The sequence below is a fragment of the Acinetobacter sp. genome (assembly GCF_045628685.1).
Lineage (GTDB): Bacteria > Pseudomonadota > Gammaproteobacteria > Pseudomonadales > Moraxellaceae > Acinetobacter.
The window spans coordinates 14118-33601 of sequence record NZ_JAZQPV010000042.1; the positions used below are offsets into that span (position 1 = coordinate 14118).

20 protein-coding genes are annotated in these 19484 nt (G+C 41.5%); 8 read left to right on the forward strand and 12 right to left on the reverse strand.

The features are described from left to right. Positions 1-151: 151 nt before the first annotated feature. The 5 genes from ACKI4H_RS05805 to ppx are packed head-to-tail and all read right to left on the reverse strand — an operon-like array spanning position 152 to position 5289. Entirely contained in the window at positions 152-721 is a 570-nt protein-coding gene (locus tag ACKI4H_RS05805) for a YggT family protein (RefSeq protein ID WP_067721822.1), read from the reverse strand. 27 nt (positions 722-748) lie between these two features. After that, entirely contained in the window at positions 749-1579 is an 831-nt protein-coding gene (proC, locus tag ACKI4H_RS05810; RefSeq protein WP_407304410.1) for a pyrroline-5-carboxylate reductase, read from the reverse strand. A gap of 28 nt (positions 1580-1607) precedes the next feature. Next, a complete protein-coding gene (tilS, locus tag ACKI4H_RS05815) occupies positions 1608-2957 on the reverse strand; it encodes a tRNA lysidine(34) synthetase TilS (RefSeq protein ID WP_407304413.1) in 1350 nt (449 codons plus the stop codon). Further along, entirely contained in the window at positions 2894-3718 is an 825-nt protein-coding gene (locus ACKI4H_RS05820) for an acetyl-CoA carboxylase carboxyltransferase subunit alpha (protein ID WP_407304414.1), read from the reverse strand. The genes tilS and ACKI4H_RS05820 overlap by 64 nt, the downstream gene beginning before the upstream one ends. 50 nt (positions 3719-3768) lie before the next feature. Next, positions 3769-5289 (reverse strand): exopolyphosphatase, encoded by a 1521-nt coding sequence (gene ppx, locus ACKI4H_RS05825; protein ID WP_407304415.1) that lies wholly within the window; start codon positions 5287-5289, stop codon positions 3769-3771. 259 nt (positions 5290-5548) lie between these two features. Between ppx and trxA the strand changes: the two genes are divergently transcribed. From trxA to ACKI4H_RS05840, 3 genes are all read left to right on the forward strand, one after another. Continuing rightward, positions 5549-5875, forward strand: coding sequence for a thioredoxin (trxA, locus tag ACKI4H_RS05830; RefSeq protein WP_086175779.1), 327 nt, complete (start codon positions 5549-5551; stop codon positions 5873-5875). Positions 5876-6204: 329 nt separating this feature from the next. Then, positions 6205-7473 (forward strand): transcription termination factor Rho, encoded by a 1269-nt coding sequence (rho, locus tag ACKI4H_RS05835; protein ID WP_407304417.1) that lies wholly within the window; start codon positions 6205-6207, stop codon positions 7471-7473. Between the two features lie 420 nt (positions 7474-7893). Further along, positions 7894-8190 carry a hypothetical protein gene (locus ACKI4H_RS05840; protein WP_407304418.1) on the forward strand — a complete coding sequence of 99 codons (297 nt, stop codon included), beginning with the start codon at positions 7894-7896 and terminating at the stop codon, positions 8188-8190. 187 nt (positions 8191-8377) lie between these two features. Here the strand turns inward: ACKI4H_RS05840 and ACKI4H_RS05845 are convergent, their stop codons facing one another. The 3 genes from ACKI4H_RS05845 to pheS all read right to left on the reverse strand — a co-directional run bounded on the left by ACKI4H_RS05845 (position 8378) and on the right by pheS (position 12181). Then, on the reverse strand, positions 8378-8674 hold the full coding sequence (locus ACKI4H_RS05845) for an integration host factor subunit alpha (protein WP_004649746.1): 297 nt from the start codon (positions 8672-8674) through the stop codon (positions 8378-8380). Continuing rightward, positions 8671-11052 carry a phenylalanine--tRNA ligase subunit beta gene (gene pheT, locus ACKI4H_RS05850; RefSeq protein WP_407304419.1) on the reverse strand — a complete coding sequence of 794 codons (2382 nt, stop codon included), beginning with the start codon at positions 11050-11052 and terminating at the stop codon, positions 8671-8673. The genes ACKI4H_RS05845 and pheT overlap by 4 nt, the downstream gene beginning before the upstream one ends. A 148-nt stretch (positions 11053-11200) precedes the next feature. Beyond that, on the reverse strand, positions 11201-12181 hold the full coding sequence (gene pheS / locus ACKI4H_RS05855) for a phenylalanine--tRNA ligase subunit alpha (protein ID WP_407304420.1): 981 nt from the start codon (positions 12179-12181) through the stop codon (positions 11201-11203). Positions 12182-12337: 156 nt separating this feature from the next. Here pheS and ACKI4H_RS05860 point away from each other — a divergent pair, with 156 nt between their 5' ends. Continuing rightward, a complete protein-coding gene (locus ACKI4H_RS05860) occupies positions 12338-13381 on the forward strand; it encodes a hypothetical protein (protein ID WP_407304458.1) in 1044 nt (347 codons plus the stop codon). A 129-nt stretch (positions 13382-13510) separates the two neighbouring features. Here ACKI4H_RS05860 and ACKI4H_RS05865 read toward each other — a convergent pair whose 3' ends face one another. From ACKI4H_RS05865 to orn, 3 genes are all read right to left on the reverse strand, one after another. Beyond that, on the reverse strand, positions 13511-14020 hold the full coding sequence (locus ACKI4H_RS05865; RefSeq protein ID WP_407304421.1) for a pyridoxamine 5'-phosphate oxidase family protein: 510 nt from the start codon (positions 14018-14020) through the stop codon (positions 13511-13513). A 406-nt stretch (positions 14021-14426) separates the two neighbouring features. Beyond that, on the reverse strand, positions 14427-15212 hold the full coding sequence (locus tag ACKI4H_RS05870) for a ThiF family adenylyltransferase (RefSeq protein WP_407304422.1): 786 nt from the start codon (positions 15210-15212) through the stop codon (positions 14427-14429). Between the two features lie 172 nt (positions 15213-15384). Then, complete coding sequence (gene orn / locus ACKI4H_RS05875; protein WP_407304424.1) at positions 15385-15936, reverse strand: oligoribonuclease; 552 nt, start codon at positions 15934-15936, stop codon at positions 15385-15387. Positions 15937-16061: 125 nt separating this feature from the next. Between orn and rsgA the strand changes: the two genes are divergently transcribed. From rsgA to secB, 4 genes are all read left to right on the forward strand, one after another. Continuing rightward, positions 16062-17120 carry a small ribosomal subunit biogenesis GTPase RsgA gene (gene rsgA, locus ACKI4H_RS05880; protein WP_407304425.1) on the forward strand — a complete coding sequence of 353 codons (1059 nt, stop codon included), beginning with the start codon at positions 16062-16064 and terminating at the stop codon, positions 17118-17120. Positions 17121-17213: 93 nt separating this feature from the next. After that, positions 17214-17621 (forward strand): rhodanese-like domain-containing protein, encoded by a 408-nt coding sequence (locus ACKI4H_RS05885; RefSeq protein WP_407304426.1) that lies wholly within the window; start codon positions 17214-17216, stop codon positions 17619-17621. Positions 17622-17642: 21 nt separating this feature from the next. After that, positions 17643-17897, forward strand: coding sequence for a glutaredoxin 3 (gene grxC / locus ACKI4H_RS05890; RefSeq protein ID WP_407304427.1), 255 nt, complete (start codon positions 17643-17645; stop codon positions 17895-17897). 38 nt (positions 17898-17935) lie between these two features. Beyond that, positions 17936-18391, forward strand: a complete 456-nt coding sequence (gene secB, locus ACKI4H_RS05895; RefSeq protein ID WP_131216434.1) for a protein-export chaperone SecB — start codon at positions 17936-17938, stop codon at positions 18389-18391. Positions 18392-18525: 134 nt separating this feature from the next. Here secB and ACKI4H_RS05900 read toward each other — a convergent pair whose 3' ends face one another. After that, entirely contained in the window at positions 18526-19332 is an 807-nt protein-coding gene (locus ACKI4H_RS05900; RefSeq protein ID WP_407304429.1) for an enoyl-ACP reductase, read from the reverse strand. Positions 19333-19484 lie beyond the last annotated feature (152 nt).

Sequence of the window (19484 nt, forward strand, 5' to 3'; positions counted from 1 at the left end):
CAAAAGAGATTATGCCTCACATCTTCTAGAGGAAGAGGAACCTCCAATCTTCTCAACTAACTTCATGCCATTTTCTATTTCCATAAAAAATAGAGCGTTTCAATAGGCAATAAAAAAGGACTCCATCGAGTCCTTTTTTATTGAACAAATTTTAAAGCCCTGTTAAAAGTACAATCGCCACTTGATTCATGATGATTTCAGCAATATATAAAGTCAAAAATGCGATGATTGGAGATAAATCAATCATTCCCATATTCGGCAGAATACGACGGAATGGCGCCAACAAGGGTTCTGCCAGTTCTTGAATCACTTCAATATAAGGTGAGCGAGACTGTGTAAACATCACTACCCAGCTTAGAATAATGGTTGCAAAAATTAAGTAACGACAGAAACGAATCAGGTCCTGAATCATGGTGACAAAAGTCAAAATCACCAAATGCACTGGACTATTCGGCATGGCACCGGATAAGTACATCACCCCAAAAATCTTGAGTAAATATAATAATACCACCAAGGCCAAAGCCGCTAAATTGACGCGACCTTTTGCTACAGTGGGAAAAATACGACCAAAGACATCAACGATTTTCGTGGCTTTTACCGTAGACATGACCACCGGATTATAAGCATTCACCGCTGCCAACTGCATGAGAAAACGGAAGAACACGAGCAAAATCGCTACGTTAATGATAATGCCAAAAATTAGCGCAGAGTTTGCACCCATACTGGAACTTTCCTAAATAAAAACGAGTTATTTGCTACTTTCACTTAGCTCTTGAGCAAGTTCTTGACTGCGCTTTTGAGCTGCAGCCAAAGCGGCCTGAATATTTTGAGAAATTTGTGCACGATCAAATACTTCAAGTGCAGCCTGAGTTGTACCGTTTGGAGATGTCACATTTTTACGTAATTCTGCAGGTGAATTTGCACTGGTAATCGCCATTTGTGCCGCACCTAAGGCCGTCTGTAAAGTCAGCGCTGTCGCCACTTTCTCATCCAGACCCAAGTTTTTGCCCGCACGAATCATGCTTTCCATCATATAAAAGAAATATGCTGGACCAGAACCAGACACTGCAGTCACTGCATCAATCTGCGCTTCAGAATTTACCCACAGGGTTAAACCGGTTGCGGCTAGAACCTGGCTTGCAAGCTCACGGTCTTTGCTATCTACTGCATCAGTCGCATACAAACCATGTGCCCCAGTTTGTACCAAAGCAGGTGTATTCGGCATTACCCGAACAATTCGATCGGTGTCTAGCAGATTTGCGATGGTTGCAATTTCAGCCCCTGCAACAATAGACATCACCAATTTACCGTCAAACAACCCCTTCAACGGCTTTAATACATTTGCCAATACTTGTGGTTTCACCGCAAAAAGGACGATATCGGCATCACGAATGGCAGCAATATTGTCATCGGTGACATGCACATCTTTTTCTTCTAATAAAAGACGTACTTTCTCGACCGGATCGGAAACTGTAATACGTGCTGGTGGCAAACCACGCGAAATGAGTCCGCCAATTAAGGCTTGAGCCATATTACCGCCACCAATAAAACAAATATTACAATTTAAAGCTGCACTCATGAATCATACTCGACTTAGAATTTTTTAACTAAGAGATCAAATTTGGTTGCCAACCACCTACTTCACAATATTCAGATTGAGCTAACCAAAACCCTTTCGGGGTAAAAACACCAAGCATAACATTATCTATGCTTAATATTTGAATTGTATAACGCTGCCAAGGAAAAATTTGTGCTTCCTGAATGGCTTTTTTTAACGGCCAGGCCCCCATTCGTCCATGCAAATGAATTTTTTCTCCGCCTTGGCGCATTAGCAGATTCAATTCTTTATTTAACAACTTTGTAGATAAGCCTATTTTTGCAGTTTCCGCAATGTACTGTCCTGAAAGCACTTCAATATTGTTATTGAAGTCGAAACAGATTACTTGTGCTGAAGTATTAGCTTGGCTTTTTTCAGCCCGATATTCTGCTGAACTTAATCTATAAAGTTTTTGTTGATAACGCACATAATAATATTGGTTCCAGTGCAAGGCTGCCTGTGCATCAGATTTGGAATCAATCACTTCATGCAATACACGTTCCACCATCTCAAAACTCGGACGATAAGTATCCTGCCCTTTCATCCAGGCAGATAACAGTTGTCTTTGACGTGCATTTGATAATGGGGATAATTTTTTTAAATCAAGTTCAGTTGCCGATCCGCAAAGTGCTAAATCCTGTTGTAATACCTCTTGCAAGATTTCATCAGCATCCTGCATTAAATAGCTGGTACGACTCAATGCCTGCTGCATTTTTGGATAACGATTTTGCAGCACTGACCATAATTCATGACGGCACCAGGCACGATCATAATGGGTATCTAAATTGGTGGGATCGTGAATATTTTGCACATTCAGTTGGGCAGCCCATTGGCAAATCTGCTCACGCGAGAGATTCAGCAGCGGTCGCCAAATGGTAAATTGCTCACGCACATCGACCTGTTTCATGGCGGATAAACCGTGTACTCCAGCACCCGAGAGCAAACGCAAAATCAAGGTTTCTGCCTGATCTTGCTGATGATGGGCCAGAACCAGAATTTCATTGGGTTTTAAATGTTTTAAGTAGGCTTGATAACGTGCCGTACGTGCCTGATGTTCCAAATTGCCTGCTTGTACCTCGACAAGTTCAACAATACAAGGAATATTCAGCACAGCACATTGATCTGATACAAACTGTCCCCAATCTGCACTCACACTTTGTAATTGGTGATCGATGTAGATGGCACGGATTTTTTCAGGGCATAAACAAGACATTAAATGCAGCAGCAACATGGAATCCATGCCACCGCTACATCCAATTAAAAAAGTGCTCTCAGGAGGAAAGCACTGAATTTGCTTTAAGACGCCAGACCTAAATTGTTGCTGCCAAACTTCATTAAACGCTGGTAACGTGCTTCGCATCTTTCATTCGCATCCATCGATTGCAATTCCTCTAAAGCCTGTTGTAACACTTCTTTAAGAGCTTGCATGACTTGTTCAGGCTGCAAATGTGCGCCTTCACCTTCATCTACCACATATTCCACAATGCCCATTTTTTGTAGTTTTTCCGCAGTCAATGCAAGCGCTTCACTGGCTTGTTCAGCTTTTTCCGCGGTTTTCCACAAAATGGATGCACAACCTTCAGGAGAAATAACTGAATAAATACTGTGAGACAGCATCACCACACGGTCTGCCACACCAATACCGAGTGCACCACCTGAACCGCCTTCACCTAATACAGTTGCAATTACAGGAACTTTCAAGCTTGAAAGTTGTGCAAGACTGGTCGCAATTGCTTCTGCCTGACCACGTTCTTCAGCCCCTACGCCTGGATATGCGCCCATGGTATCAATAAAAGTAAATACCGGCAGATTAAATCGCTCGGCCATGTCCAGCAAACGCTGTGATTTACGATAGCCTTCCGGATTACTCATCCCGAAGTTATGTTGCAATTTTTCACGCGTGCTACGGCCACGGTGTTGGCCAACAATCATGACTGGCTGACCATTAAAACGTGCCAAGCCACCGATCATTGCACCATCATCACCAAATAACCGATCACCGTGTAAAGCATCGAATTCAGTGAAAATTTCACCAACATAATCCAAAAATTGCGGACGTTCCGGATGACGTGCAATTTTAACCGTTGTCCATGCTTTAGATTGAGCAGCTTTATTTTTCATAGGTCGACCATTATCCCAAAACTAACAATAGCTTGTTAACCAATAACTTGTTAATAGATAAATTGTTCCGACTGAATATTCAATTCAATATCCCAATGCTTGAACTGCACCTGTTCATCGTGCAAGTCTGCTACAAGCAAAGGCCATTGTTTGGCATCGCCAGAAACGCTTAGTTGCCATTGTTGCTCATTGTCGACACTTAATTCAATGGCAGGAAGCATCTCATCGCTACGACTATGATTTAGCAAAACAGCTAAACGCAGTAATAGACTGAGGTAAACTAATTTGCGACCACCTACCTTCATCACATCTACACGGCTGTCACTGCGTAACTTACGACGATGATGCGCCACCAAGTGTGAAAGATGGTTTTGATCAATTTGCGAGAAGCCGGCGATATCTGAATGTTGCAACAAATATGCCCCGTGACGGTGATAACCTGCATGACTAATGGCCAAGCCAATTTCATGCAAATATGCAGCCCGGCGCAATAAATCACTGTCTTCGCTGTTTAAATTCAGTGTTTTAGCGACACCTTCAAATAAATATTGTGCAGTTTTCACGACACGTTCTGCCTGTTTGGGATCTGCGTTATAACGCCCCATCAAAGCTTGCACACTTCGATCGCGAATATCTTCATGCTGGAACCGTCCTAGCAAGTCATACATCACACCTTCGCGTAATGCACCATCGGAATACACCAACTTGTTCAACTCAAGCACATCAAATACAGCGTATAAAATGGCAACCCCTGCTGGCAAAACTGCTCGGCGGTCTTCTTTTAAACCATCAAAATCTACATCAGAGATATGTTTAAATTTGAGTAATTTTTCTTTGAGCTTTTCCAGACCCTCGCGAGTCAAGTTCTCTTGTCCATCGCTCCAGCCCATGTTTACAGTAATTTGACGACAGGCTTTAATGGTGCCACTTGAACCGACAACCGTGTCCCAACCCGCTGTTTTATAGGTATTGGCAATACCTGAAAGTTCTTTACGTGCAGCAACGACCGCTTTATCAAAATTTTTCTGGTTAATTTCCCCATCACTAAAATAAGCTTTGGTAAATGCCACGCAGCCCATTTGTAAAGATTCAGTATGAATGGGTTCGAATTCTTCTCCAATAATCAATTCTGTCGAACCGCCACCAATATCAATGACTAAACGACGACCGCTATTGGCCATGGTATGTGATACGCCCAAATAAATCAGACGCGCTTCTTCACGACCGGCAATAATTTCAATCGGTTTGGGTAAAATCTCTGCGGCTTTTTGAATAAACTCATGACCATTCTTGGCTTGACGTAAGGCATTGGTCGCTACAATTCGCATACGGTTCGCTTGTACCGAACTTAACCGTCCGACAAAGCGTGCCAAACAGGCCAGGCCACGTTGCTGTGCAGCTTCAGTCAGATTTTTATTTTCATCAAGACCTGCAGCCAATTGCACTTTTTCTGACATTGAAGCAACTTTCTTTACTTCGCCGTGATCTACACGCGCAATAGCAAGATGAAAACTGTTCGACCCCATATCGATGGCAGCAAGCAACTCTTCATCAATCAAAAAATCAGACATTATTCAACGAACCTATAAGAATTATGCTTAGAGTAATTCACATAACTGCAATTTAAAAGCCATTTATAAACACAAATGAAGCAGTTTTTAGGTTTATATGGATTGACAATTGCATGACACGATTACCAATATCGTGAGCATCAATTAGACAAACTCAATATAATGTTTGAAAATCTATATATCCCCCTACATAGTTAAACGAGGCTATGTAATACTTATAGATATAAAACTATCTTAAAATCTTATTTGGAGCATATCCATGTCTGGCAATATCGTAAACACAACTGATGCAAACTTCGAAGCTGACGTTTTACAATCTGACGTTCCTGTACTTGTCGATTTCTGGGCAGGCTGGTGTGCACCATGTAAAGCGATTGCACCTGTATTAGAAGTACTTTCTACAGAATTCGAAGGCAAAGTTAAGGTTGTTAAAGTTGACGTAACTGCTTGCGAAGCAACAGCCGTGAATTACAACATCCGTAACATTCCTGCATTATTGATGTTCAAAAATGGTGAAGTGGTGGCGCAACAAGTAGGCGCGGCTCCAAAATCTAAGTTGACTGCATTTATTGAAGAAAACATCTAATTTAAAAGCCGTCCAATTTAATCCGATACGCTATCTCCGGATAGCGTATTTTTTTCCTCTATAAATTGACAAAAGCTGTATTCTCTCTTATATTATATGTTCAAGAAATAAAGGATTTTCAATCCGCAATTTTCTTACAAGACACAACACATAAGATCGCCGCTCGGCAACAGAAATTGTTTTTATACTTTTTTCTTCGAAACAATGAATCAGACCTCTGAATTGTTATTGTGCAAATACAATTACGTTACTTTTATTGCGTGCAAGCGGCTGAATGTTGCTCCCTTTCCTCATCTCTATTCCAGAATTTTGATTCTATCTGACCCCCTATGAATTTAACTGAACTCAAGAAAAAACCGATTGGCGAACTCATCAAGATTGCCGAGTTTATGGGCCTAGAAGGAATGGCTCGTAACCGTAAGCAAGACATCATTTTTGCCATCTTAAAGCGCCATGCAATGAATGGCGAAGAGATTTTTGGTGATGGTGTTTTAGAAATTCTATCTGATGGTTTTGGTTTCCTCCGCTCTGCAGCAGGTTCATATCTTGCAGGTCCTGATGACATTTATGTCAGCCCCTCTCAAATTCGTCGCTTTAACTTACGTACGGGTGACACCATCACAGGTACGATTCGCCCACCGAAAGAAGGCGAACGTTATTTTGCTTTATTAAAAGTAAATCAAATTAACTACGACACGCCTGAAAACTCACGTAACAAAATTTTATTTGAAAACTTAACTCCATTGTTCCCAACTGAACAATTGATTATGGAGTTGGGTAATGGCACCACGGAAGACTTAACCTCACGTGTGGTTGACTTGGTTGCACCCATTGGTAAAGGACAACGTTCAATTATTGTCGCACCGCCTAAAGCTGGTAAAACAATGCTATTGCAAACGATCGCACAGTCGATTGTTCGTAATAATCCAGAAGTATTCCTGATTGTTCTTCTGATAGACGAACGCCCAGAAGAAGTTACTGAAATGGAACGTACCGTTCGTGGTGAAGTTGTTGCCTCAACATTTGATGAAGCACCTGCTCGTCACGTACAAGTCGCTGAAATGGTGATTGAAAAAGCAAAACGTCTGGTTGAACACAAGAAGGATGTAGTTATTCTGCTTGACTCAATCACCCGTTTGGCACGTGCATATAACACGGTTATTCCTTCATCAGGCAAGGTACTTACTGGTGGTCTGGATGCACATGCACTAGAACGTCCAAAACGCTTCTTCGGTGCAGCACGTAATATTGAAGAAGGAGGTTCACTGACGATCATTTCCACTGCATTGATTGAAACCGGCAGTAAAATGGATGACGTGATCTACGAAGAATTCAAAGGTACAGGTAACCAGGAAATTACCCTTGATCGCCGTATTTCTGAAAAACGTGTGTTCCCTGCGATGAATATCAAGAAATCAGGTACACGCCGTGAAGAACGTCTCATGAGCGAAGATAACCTGCGTAAAGTATGGATTCTGCGTAAGCTGCTTCACCCTATGGATGAATTGGCGGCAATGGAATTCTTGCTCGACCGTATGAAAGAAACCAAAACCAATGATGATTTCTTTGATCAAATGAAACGCAAAGCAACCAGCTAATTCGATTCATTATTGTTTTTATGTATAAAAGGCTATCTATAACGATGGCCTTTTTATTTGGTTGACTTTACTTACATAAAAATACAATTGGTTTTTGGGATTGTAAACTTTTATGCAAGTTTCTGATTATTAAAATAATGAGACAAAAAAATGATATTTTTTAGCAGCTTATTTAGTACTTATCCAATATAAACCCACTACTTGATTGTTATTTTCTGTTAATAAATTGCCCATTTTGCATCCTTTTTCGCATTTTTTGCTCGCGCAGTAGTAGTAATTAAAAATGCGCAGTGATAGCATATTTGCAGACCAGTTAGACTGCCTTTGCATTGTTACTGCCTAACAAATATTAGGAAGAATAAAAGCACTCAACAGGCTAACAAAGGTTTTTTTTTATCTCATATTTTAGAGAGTGATGCCATGTTATTCAAAAAAATCGCTATTGCTGCTGCAGTTGCTACTACTTTAGCTTTCGTTGGTTGTGCTAAAAAAACTGAAGAAGCTGCTGCTGACGCTAACTCTGCTGCATCTGAAGCTGTAGAAGCTGCATCTGAAGCTGAAGCTGCTGCTTCTGCTGCTACTGTTGAAGCTGCTCCTGCTGACGCTGCTGCTGCTGACGCTGCTGCTTCTGAAGCTGTTGACGCTGCTGCTGTAGCTGTTGACGCTGCTGCTGATGCTACTGCTGCTTCTGATGCTGCTGCACCTAAAGCTCAATAATCTTTACGATTATTAAGTAAAAAAGAGAGCCATTTGGCTCTCTTTTTTATGGCAAAAATAAAGATTAATAAAATAAAAAATCTCTCATCTTATTCAGCTAAAATCTTACTTTCTGCTATAGCCAACTCCACCCTCACTTAAGTGTTAAGTGAGAGAAACTAAGCAAATTTAAAATAAAAAAAGCAGATCAATCGATCTGCTCATTTCCTACGCGCTGGCGGAATTTCTGCCCTGCGCGGAATGTGACTACACGGCGTGCAGAAATTGGAATCTCTTCACCCGTTTTCGGGTTTCGACCTGGACGTTGACGTTTATCACGCAACTCAAAGTTACCGAACCCCGAAAGTTTTACTTGTTCGCCTGAGATTAGCGCTTGGCTAATCTCATCGAAGAACAACTCGACCATTTGTTTTGCTTCACGACGGTTTAAACTCGTGAGCTCACTTAAATGATCAGCCATTTCTGCTTTTGTTAATGCTGTCATGAAGCCCTCAATGTCGCCTGATAAGTGTTTTGCAACACTTCAATTATTTGATCCATACCCGATTTAATTTCAGCATCTTCAAGTGTACGTGATGGATGTTGCCATAAAAGTGCAAATGCTAATGAGCGTTTACCCTGTTCGACACCTTGTCCAGTGTATACATCGAACAACCAGGTCGAGCCTAATAACTCTCCACCCGTTTTCTCGATAAGTTGCTGAATTTCGCTAACATTAATCTTATCACTAATTAAAAGCGCAATATCACGTCTAACCGATGGAAAACGTGATAATTCTGTAAAATTAGATACATAAGTTTGCAAAACAGCCTGTTGATCGAGTTCTGCCACCCAAGTGATGCCCAGATCAAGCTCATCCTCTAAAGATGGGTGTAAACGGCCTAGGTAACCTACCGACTTGCCATCTATCAAAATTTCAGCAGATTGACCAGGATGTAACCATGCACGTTCTGAACGAACATATTCAACCTTGACACGACCAGCAGCTAAAATCTCTTCAACTTCACCTTTGAGATCAAAGAAATCCATCGGCTGTGCTTTCTCATGCCAAGATTCAGCCGTTTTAGCACCTACCGCGATTAAAGCCAAAGTCGGGATTTGTTTCAGATCATGGATGCTTTTTGCATCCTGATAATCAAAACGCAAACCCAACTCAAAGAAGCGTACGCGGCTTTGTTGACGGTTGATATTGTATTGCACACAAGGGATCAAACTTGAGAGTAAAGTCGAACGCATTGCAGCCAATTCACTTGAGATCGGATTTGCCAACATCAATGGATTAACGTTTGGATTTAACTGCTTTTCAAGTTTGGCATCGGCAAAGCTAAAGCTGATTGCTTCTTGATAACCTAAAGTCACCAAGGTTTGACGAAGCTGAGGCAATTCAAACTGATCTTGATGTTTTGCAAGTTTCACATCAATCACAGGCAGGCTGATTTGAATGTTGTCATAACCGTGAATACGGGCAACTTCTTCAATCAGGTCTTGATAAATAGCCATGTCATAGCGATGGGAAGGTGGAACAACAGTCCACTCGCCTTGTGCTTTTACCGTTACGATACAACCGAGACGTTGTAAAGCATCGGTAATAAAGTCACTTTCAACGCGATAACCCAACAATTGATCCACTTGAGATTGATTCAGTTCAATTGCATCACGTGTTGGTAAAAGCTCAGTTTTTTCTGAAACTGTAATTGGACCAAACTCACCACCTGCCAATTCAGCAATAAGCTGTGATGCACGGTTCATGGCGATACTTGGCAATTCGAAATCCACACCGCGCTCATAGCGTTGTGATGCATCGGTATGTAAACCATAACGACGTGCACGACCTGCAATGTGTAAGGGTGCAAAAAATGCAGCTTCTAGGAAGATTTCATTAGTAGCATCAGTCACTGATGAAGACAAGCCACCCATGATACCGGCAATCGCTAATGCTTTTTCATCATCAGCAATCACCATCACATCTTCAGTCAATTCAACTTCTTGTTCATTTAATAGAACAAGTTTCTCTTGAGCTCTTGCCTGACGAACATGGACTGAACCTTGAACTTTAGCACTATCAAAGGCATGAAGTGGTTGACCAAGTTCAATCAATACATAGTTGGTGATATCAACCAAAATACTGTGCTGACGGATACCGGAACGAGCAAGCGCACGTTCCATCCATTCAGGTGTGGGTGCTTTGGTGTTGACGTTTTTGATCACACGGCCCAAATAACGGGGACACCCTGCTGTATCAACCACCACATTTTTAACGTCGGTAATTGTTGCGGCAACTTCTGTAATTTCAGGTGCGGTCACAGCTAATTGGTTAATCACCCCAATTTCACGTGCGATACCACGAATGCTGAAGCAGTCACCACGGTTTGGTGTGATGCTAATATCAATCACATTGTCATCAAGGTTTAAGTATTCACGTACATTTACACCCACTGGTGCATCGCTCGGCAATTCTAATAAACCATCAATTTTATCTTCAAGGTCAATTTCAGAAGCACCACAAAGCATCCCTTGTGATTCAACACCACGAAGCTTGCCTTTCTTGATTTTGAAATCACCCGGTAAAACCGCACCAATCGTTGCTACTGGTGCTTTCATCCCTGTACGTACGTTCGGTGCACCACATACAATCTGTAATGGCTCACCTGAACCAATGTTTACTGTGGTGACATGTAAACGGTCTGCATCTGGATGTTGCTCTACAGTCAGAACCTCACCTACAACTACACCTGTAAATGGTTTTGCTGCTGGCGCCAACTCATCGACTTCCAGACCCAGCATAGTCAATTGATCAGATAATTTTTCACTATCGATGGCTGGGTTTACCCATGTGCGTAACCAATTTTCGCTAATTTTCATTTCTATAAAAACCTGTAAATTTAATTTCTTGAATCCCCCTAACTCCCCATTTTTAAAAGGAATAGAACTCCAATCATTTCGCGGAGTCCCTCTCCTTTTTTAAAGGAGATGAGAAGCACTGCTTCGCAAGAGAGGTTAATAAATTCGTTTAAGCAAATTGGCGTAAGAAACGCACATCATTTTGGAAGAACATACGCAAGTCATTCACACCGTAGCGAAGCATTGCAAAACGTTCTACACCCAGACCAAAAGCAAAACCTTTATATTTTTCAGGATCGATGCCCGCAGCTTGAAGCACATTCGGATGCACCATACCGCAACCCAAAACTTCTAACCAACGACCGCGCTCATCCATAATGTCTACTTCCGCACTTGGTTCAGTGAACGGGAAGTACGATGGGCGGAAACGTACGGTTAAATCTTTTTCAAAGAATTCATTTAACAGGTTAATCAACAAACCTTTCAGTTCCGCAAAACTGGTATTTTCCGCAATAAACAAGCCTTCAATTTGGTGGAACATTGGTGAATGGGTTTGATCCGAGTCACAGCGATAGACACGGCCTGGGCAGACAATGCGAATCGGTGGCTGTTGAGTTTCCATAGTACGGATTTGCACACCAGAAGTATGCGTACGTAGTAAATGGTTTACATCAAAATAAAAGGTGTCATGCATGGCACGTGCAGGATGATGACCGGGAATATTCAATGCTTCAAAGTTGTGATAATCATCTTCAACTTCAGGACCGGTCGCAACCGTAAAACCTGCTTTGGTAAAGAATTGGCAAATACGTTCTTGCACTTGAGTCACAGGGTGGATGCTTCCCACGCTCTGACCACGACCTGGCAAGGTAATGTCGATCATTTCGCTAGCAAGTTTTTGTTCTAGTGCAGCTTTTTGTAATTCCGCCTGGCGTGTCGTTAACGCACAGGTAATGGTCTCACGTACAGCGTGAATTTTCGCCCCAAAAACTTTACGTTCTTCAGGATCCATTTTACCCAGTGCCTTCGATTGTTCCGCAAGCTGGCTTTTCTTCCCTGTAAATTGCACTCGTACTTGATCGAGTGTAGCAAGGTCTTGAGCTGCTGCAATCGCAGCGAGCGCTTCAGTGGTCAGGGCTTCCAGTGACATAGTAACTCTCAAAGCAACAATTTAAAAATATAATAAAACCCCATATTCTAACAGTTTTTGAACGTATTGATGAAGTTCCCTGTAGAGGAAAATTAGATTGGCATCCAGATTTATAAAAAGTATAAGATAAAGGCATTATTCATGAGATCAATAACAATGGCACTCGATCCAATTTGGAAACAACAATTGACCTTGGTCACCTATGGTAATGAGTATCTCAGCCAAAATTTAAGCTTTAATTATTGGGTACAACATTCCATTTTTAACCAGCATAACTTGCGTTTCCGTGATCTCATGTCACAACATTTACTGGCACAACATTTTCAAATCTGGCTTGAAGGTCTAAAAAAACAAGGCAGTCATCGCATTAGCTTACATAGTTCAAGTCTTTTAATTGATGAAAAAAATCCCAATGTCAATGTAGAGTTACTCGCCATCCCCCATTTTATTGTCAGCCATGAACATCATAAAAAAACCGCATGGATCTTTGGTAAAGAACTACCCGAATGGTATAACGCTGACAATGATTATGAAGCGCCAAAACCGCAACGGGAACACTGCCGTCAAGAAACATTTTGGCGTTTTGAGTTGAATCCCAAACTTGCAAAACGCCTTGATGCCGATTTGCAACAGCCCAATTGGGATGACATCAAGACCTATACCGACAACGAGTTGTTCGATAGCAAATTTGCACAAGGCTTTAGCGAACCGGCAAACCGGGATTTCCCTTATTACGGCCTCACTCAAGCCGAAACCGAAAATGCTGATGGCTCGCCTTTGCTCGAAAGTAAGTATTTGCCCTTGCTGCCGACTGAGTATCAAGCAGATTATGCACATACCACCCTACATCGTTTAGACGCACTATCCACTTACATTCAGCATAAACAACACCATCCATTTCATGCCGATGGCAGTGAACTTAATCCGGAAGAACAACTGAATCTGCGCCACTTTTCGCAAAAACTGGATGATTTAAGAGCAAAATTTATTGTCAAAGTGGCCAATCATTATCAGTCTGCAAGACTCACCCAAGTAGAAATGGCCAACCCCCTGGATGGAGCACATACGGCTATCCCGGCAGCAGCACATTTAAAAACCCACAAAGCACCTGCTTCCCATAAAGTCGGTACATCAGGAGTAATTAAACTGATTTTGCTGACCATTGGGATTTGTATATTGGCTTATTATTTTGGCCTTTAATTTTGATAGCGATATTAAAAAAATCAGCGCAGCAAATATAAAAAAGAACACGTATTTTGCTCTATACGTGTTCTTCATGCTCACTCTAAAAATACTTAAACTATATTTTCAGCACCTAATAGCGGCGGATTATAAATCCAGCTTTTGATGATCCGAATCTACTTCACCGGCATGCCCTGTAATATTGCCTTTCAGCAGTTTGAAGAGCTGAGTCACTTTATTGTCGGTCACGTTCCAATATTCTGCACTAACTGCTTCAGCGACCAAGACCCGCACGCTTGGATCATCTTTTCCTGCAAACCAGTTTTCAGCCCACGGATTCCAGAGTAAATCAATCAAAGCTGGATCGGTGCTGATATGTGCATGGGCGCTGATCGAAACATAAATGCCATCCGACGGTTTCGCAAAAGATAATCCAATCTGATGACGCCCCAAATTGACTGCACTCACCAGATCATTGCTATCTTTCAAGATAAAATATAGATTATGACTTGCACTTATCTGCTCAGTCTTCTTAGAATTGAGCATGGTCATGGGTTGTGAATGTAATTCCTGCGTTTCAGTCGTATAACTAATCATGGCATATCGTACATCCTGAATGAGTTGCCATAATTTTTCGCGATTCTGATTATCCGTCATGACTCTTCTCCTGAAGCTAAACTTTAGAAATAAGAAATAAAAAAATATTTAATTTTCTGCTTTTCCTGTTTTCTAGAGTAGTGATATTTTTCACTTTGAATATCCCACCTTACTCAACTTATACATTTGAATAATAAAAGATTGGCTTAAAGCTCAGAAGAAACAACGAAAAAGAATTTGCTTATAAAGAGAGTTAAGAAGTCTAATTTCTCTTTAGATTTCTAAAAGGCTCATTAGCGATAAATTTTATAGTTGCTCAAGTACTTGAACTATTTTTAACTTGGTTAAATGTCTTTGCCTCAATTGTTTTAATTTTTATAAATAGCAGGAATGGCTGCTGAAATTTAATAGGAGCGTCCAAATGTATTTAATGCTCAGCTTAAAGATCAACAGACTCAGGTTTATATCATGATTGTAATGCTTCCGTTTTTGTTTTTTTAGCCGTCAGCTTTTTCAATACCTCTGACACAGCCACCATAGCAAAACTTGAAGTGACCACAACGGCCGAACCATAACCGCCACAACGTAGGCCAGCACTTGGACAAACATCTGCACTTGAGAACGGATTATCAATCGAATACACACAGGTAATACCGAACTTTTCTTTGGTTTTTTTACAGATGCCTTTGGCACGCAACTGACTGCGCAATTTGGCCAGCATCGGGTCTTGTTCAGTCTTAGATAAATCTGCAACACGAATTTTCAAAGGATCAAGCTTGCCACCTGCCCCACCCGACACAATCAAGGGGATTTTATTAAACCGGCAATGCAGCATTAATGCAAGTTTAGCTTTGACATCATCAATGCAGTCCAAAACCACATCAGGTTTGTTTTCTAACAGTTCTAGAACATTGTCAGACGTTAAATAATCATCCACCAGATTAATTTTGATCCGCGGGTTAATCGAATGACAGCGCTCTGCCATCACTTCAATTTTTTCACGCCCTAAGGTCGAGCTCATGGCCGGTAACTGACGGTTAATATTGGATGCTGCCACCACATCCATATCAATGATAGTCAACTCCCCAATACCGGTACGCGCTAAAGCTTCAACCGCCCACGAACCGACACCGCCAATGCCAATCACCATTACATGACTGTGTTCATACTGACGGAAAGCTTCCTCTCCATAAATTTTTCCCACACCTGCAAAGCGGCGGTCATATTCATCATCTTCAGGAAGATCAGCCATTCATCATCTGGTATCAAAAAACACCGGTGCATTTTATCAAATTCTAGCCGTATGCGATAACCTATATCTTCAGCATTATTCAATGAATGAAATATAAAAAATATTTATAAAATAGAAAAAGAATTTTTAGTTATAAAAAAAGAGGCTTCCGCCTCTTTTTCTCACTCTTTATTTAATTGGTAATAAAGAAATACTGGCGATAATATTTGAGTTCAACAATCGAATCACGAATATCATCCATGGCTAAATGTGAGGCATTCTTTTTCAAGCCGCCCATAATTTCTGGACGCCAGCGTTTCGCCAACTCTTTCACTGAAGATACGTCAAGATTACGGTAATGGAAAAACTGTTCCATTTCCGGCATTAAACGGTGCAAGAAACGACGGTCTTGGCAAATGGAGTTGCCACACATCGGTGATGATTTTGGTGTTACCCATTTTTTCAGGAATTCTAGTGTTTGTTGTTCGGCATCTTGCGCAGTCAATTTGCTGCGACGTACACGTTCAATCAGACCCGACTGTCCATGTTGACGGGTATTCCATTCATCCATCGCATTTAACACGCGATCTGACTGGTGAACAGCAAGCACAGGGCCTTCCGCCAAAATATTGAGGTTATCGTCCGTCACAATGGTTGCAACTTCAATAATTTGGTCATTATCAGTATCGAGACCTGTCATTTCAAGGTCAATCCAAATCAGGCGTGTATCAGGAGTGCTGCTCATAAATGTGCAATCTTATTAGGCTTAAAAACCGCTATAGTAGCAAATTTATTGCATCTTGGCTGTAACTCGTACCCCGCTTCATGCTATTTTTGACATTCTTAATTCATGGTTTTTTTAGGATATGAATGGCTTTAATTCGTAAACGTCGTTTAACTGAACAGCAGCAACGCCGTATTCAGAAACAACATCAAACACGTCAAGAAGAACTCGACACTTCAAGTGATTTAGAGGGCTTGGTGGTACAGCACTATGGTCGTCAACTTGAGGTTCAAGCCCTATCAATGCCTGATGAGCATCCGATCAAACCTGAAGTACCTGCAGGTGAACCAGAACCGTTTTGGAAGCCAATTGAGCTCGGCAGTGTCTGGCGCTGCCATACCCGAACCAATTTAGAAGCACTGGTTACAGGTGACCGGGTCAAATGGCAGGCTGACCCCAATACCGGACTTGGCATTATTACTGCGATTCATCCACGTCAATCTCTGCTGACCCGTCCTGACCGTTACCATAAAGTTAAACCGGTCGCTGCCAATGTCAGTTTAATTGTGATTGTGTTTGCATCCTTCCCAGAAGTTGCACCCAGCCTGATCGACCGCTATATCGTGGCATGTGCCGATGCAGAAATTCCTGCACTCTTGGTGTTAAACAAGGCCGATTTAATCAAAAAAAATGATCCAATTTTGAACTTAATGAAAGAGTATCAAGCATTGGGTTATGAAGTAATGCAAACTCAATCTGATGGTGATTTAACTGAACTGGCCAATCGTTTGGCGGGCGAAACCGTGGCCTTTGTGGGGCAGTCGGGGGTCGGGAAAAGTTCCCTGATTAATGCTATGGTTCCAGATGCGGCGCAAAAAACCAACATTATTTCGGAAAATTCTGCGTTGGGTCAGCACACCACCACCTCTACGCGTTTAATTGCATTTGGTGAAGGTGCAGCCCTGATTGATTCCCCCGGAATTCGCGAATTTGGTTTATGGCATTTGAACCCCGACAAAGTTCAGCAAGGTTTTCCTGAAATTGAGAATCTGCTTGGACATTGCCAGTTCCGTAACTGTACCCATAAGCATGAAAAACAATGTGCTTTACGTCAGGCAGCCGCGAATGGTGAAATTTTACAGCGTCGTTTGGACAGTTATTTGCGTTTAAGTGATGAAATTGCTGAGGCACAGCAAAAAAATTAGTTTTTCTTAACCCTTAGCCCTTGAAGCGGCGATTTTGATCGCCATATTTATGAGCTATACTCTACGCAATTTTAAATTGTAATTAGGTGACTTGTGGAACGTTGGTTGGAATTTATGGGGAATCATCCCTTCTTGTTTGGAACACTTGGGGTTCTCATTGTTTTGTTCTTCGTTTTAGAAGGACAACGTAATGGTCGTAAGATTTCACCACAGTCTTTGGGTATTTTAGTCAAAGCTAAAAATGCCATGCTGATTGATTTACGCGATGCGAAAGACTTTCGTGAAGGTCATATCAGCGGTAGCCGTAACATTCCATATAGCCAACTTACAAGCCATATTGAAGAGTTAAAATCTTCGGATCGCCCACTGGTGTTTATTTGTAACCTCGGTCAAATCGCAGGTACAGCTTTGCAACAAGTGGGTCATGCTGATAGTTACCGTTTAGATGGCGGCGTAAACAACTGGAAAGTTCAAGGTTTGCCCCTCATTAAAAGTAAATAATTCGCTTAAGGAGATATTTTAATGGCTGAAGTCGTAATTTATTCAACATCTGTATGCCCTTATTGCGTTCGCGCGAAACAACTTCTTGAGCGTAAAGGCATCGCATATAAAGAAATTAATTTATCTAAAGAAGCGCCTGAAGTACGTATGGAATTGATGCAACGCACCAATCACCGTACTGTTCCACAAATTTTTATTAACGACCAATTTATCGGTGGTTTTGATCAACTTTATGCTTTAGAGCGTGAAGGAAAACTCAACGAATTATTGGCTTAGTAGTTTTATTAAGTCACCCTCATATTAAGGATTAAAAAATGAGTGAACAACAAGCTCAACCGCAATTAGCACTTGAACGTATTTATACTAAAGATATTTCTTTTGAAGTACCTGGGGCTCAAGTATTTACCAAAGAATGGCAGCCTGAATTAAATATCAACCTGTCTTCTTCTGCAGAAAAAATTGATGCAACCCATTATGAAGTTGCGTTACAAGTGGTTGTTCAAGCGAATAACGCTGGGGAAACAGCATTCATTGTTGATGTCACCCAATCAGGAATTTTCTTGGTGGATAGTGTGGAAGAAGAACGTCTTCCTTATATTTTGGGTGCATACTGCCCAAATATCTTGTTCCCATTCTTACGCGAAGCTGTCAACGATATGGTAACTAAAGGAAGCTTCCCGCAATTGTTGCTTACCCCAATTAACTTCGATGCTGAATTTGAAGCAAATATGCAACGTGCTCAAGTTGCCGCTGCTGAAGGTCAAGCTTAATCATTTAAGCCGACCTCATATAAAAAAGACCGTATATGCGGTCTTTTTTATTGGCTAAACTCCCTCTCCTTTTAGGAGATGAGAATCCTCAGAATATATTCTGAGTTCGCAAGGGAGAGGGAACTAACAGATGATTATTCAGTATCCGCCATCAAACCTGCGCTCATACCCACTGTATTAAAGCCTGCATCAACATACATAATTTCGCCAGTAATACCGTTTGCCCAAGGCGAGCACAAGAATAATGCTGCATTACCCACATCTTCAATCGTCACATTACGTTTAAGTGGCGCAACTTTTTCATTTAAATCGAGCATTTTACGGAAAGATTTAATGCCTGATGCAGCAAGTGTACGAATTGGACCTGCTGAAATAGCATTCACACGAATACCTTCGCTACCCAAGCTGGATGCTAAATAACGCACACCTGCTTCCAAAGATGCTTTCGCCATACCCATCACGTTGTAGTTTGGCATCACACGTTCAGAACCTTGGTAAGTCAACGTCAGCAAGCAACCTTGGCGAACCTTGAGTAAAGGTTTCGCAGCGCGTGCCATCGCAACAAAGCTGTATGCACTAATGTCGTGGGCAATGTTAAAACCTTCACGGTCGGTAACATCGGTAAAGTCACCATCCAAAGTATGTGCTGGTGCGAAACCGATGGAATGAACTACGCCATCCAAACCATCCCAATGTTTCGCCAAGTCTAGAAAAGCCTGGTCAATTTCAGCATCAACGGCCACGTCACAAGGGAAAACTAAAGTTGAACCAAACTGTGCAGCAAAATCATCAACCCGTTTTTTTAATTTTTCATTTGGATACGTAAATGCAAGTTCTGCACCTTCACGGTGTAATGCTTGAGCAATACCAAATGCAATGGATAATTTACTTGCAACACCCGCGATTAAAAAGCGCTTACCCGCCAATAGTCCTTGTGCCATGTGAATCTCACTCAAAATAATTTATAAGCATAATGCCAAGTCTGGAGCATTTGCGAAATTGCATAATGCACCTTTTTTACCATGTTCTGTAAAAATCATAAAAATGCCCCTAGATGTAGGAGCATTTTATTTAAATTCATTTCGCATTAAAG

Bases quoted from the DNA above. Each gene is read 5' to 3' on its own strand.
- ACKI4H_RS05870 (WP_407304422.1), bottom strand. From the start codon at position 15,212: ATGGCTGATCTTCCTGAAGATGATGAATATGACCGCCGCTTTGCAGGT.
- ppx (WP_407304415.1), bottom strand. From the start codon at position 5,289: ATGTCTGATTTTTTGATTGATGAAGAGTTGCTTGCTGCCATCGATATG.
- ACKI4H_RS05900 (WP_407304429.1), bottom strand. From the start codon at position 19,332: ATGGCACAAGGACTATTGGCGGGTAAGCGCTTTTTAATCGCGGGTGTT.
- ACKI4H_RS05860 (WP_407304458.1), top strand. From the start codon at position 12,338: ATGGCACTCGATCCAATTTGGAAACAACAATTGACCTTGGTCACCTAT.
- proC (WP_407304410.1), bottom strand. From the start codon at position 1,579: ATGAGTGCAGCTTTAAATTGTAATATTTGTTTTATTGGTGGCGGTAAT.
- tilS (WP_407304413.1), bottom strand. From the start codon at position 2,957: ATGCGAAGCACGTTACCAGCGTTTAATGAAGTTTGGCAGCAACAATTT.
- ACKI4H_RS05840 (WP_407304418.1), top strand. From the start codon at position 7,894: ATGTTATTCAAAAAAATCGCTATTGCTGCTGCAGTTGCTACTACTTTA.
- grxC (WP_407304427.1), top strand. From the start codon at position 17,643: ATGGCTGAAGTCGTAATTTATTCAACATCTGTATGCCCTTATTGCGTT.
- rho (WP_407304417.1), top strand. From the start codon at position 6,205: ATGAATTTAACTGAACTCAAGAAAAAACCGATTGGCGAACTCATCAAG.
- secB (WP_131216434.1), top strand. From the start codon at position 17,936: ATGAGTGAACAACAAGCTCAACCGCAATTAGCACTTGAACGTATTTAT.
- ACKI4H_RS05820 (WP_407304414.1), bottom strand. From the start codon at position 3,718: ATGAAAAATAAAGCTGCTCAATCTAAAGCATGGACAACGGTTAAAATT.
- ACKI4H_RS05845 (WP_004649746.1), bottom strand. From the start codon at position 8,674: ATGACAGCATTAACAAAAGCAGAAATGGCTGATCATTTAAGTGAGCTC.
- pheT (WP_407304419.1), bottom strand. From the start codon at position 11,052: ATGAAAATTAGCGAAAATTGGTTACGCACATGGGTAAACCCAGCCATC.
- trxA (WP_086175779.1), top strand. From the start codon at position 5,549: ATGTCTGGCAATATCGTAAACACAACTGATGCAAACTTCGAAGCTGAC.
- rsgA (WP_407304425.1), top strand. From the start codon at position 16,062: ATGGCTTTAATTCGTAAACGTCGTTTAACTGAACAGCAGCAACGCCGT.
- pheS (WP_407304420.1), bottom strand. From the start codon at position 12,181: ATGTCACTGGAAGCCCTGACCACTGAAGCGCTCGCTGCGATTGCAGCA.
- orn (WP_407304424.1), bottom strand. From the start codon at position 15,936: ATGAGCAGCACTCCTGATACACGCCTGATTTGGATTGACCTTGAAATG.
- ACKI4H_RS05805 (WP_067721822.1), bottom strand. From the start codon at position 721: ATGGGTGCAAACTCTGCGCTAATTTTTGGCATTATCATTAACGTAGCG.
- ACKI4H_RS05865 (WP_407304421.1), bottom strand. From the start codon at position 14,020: ATGACGGATAATCAGAATCGCGAAAAATTATGGCAACTCATTCAGGAT.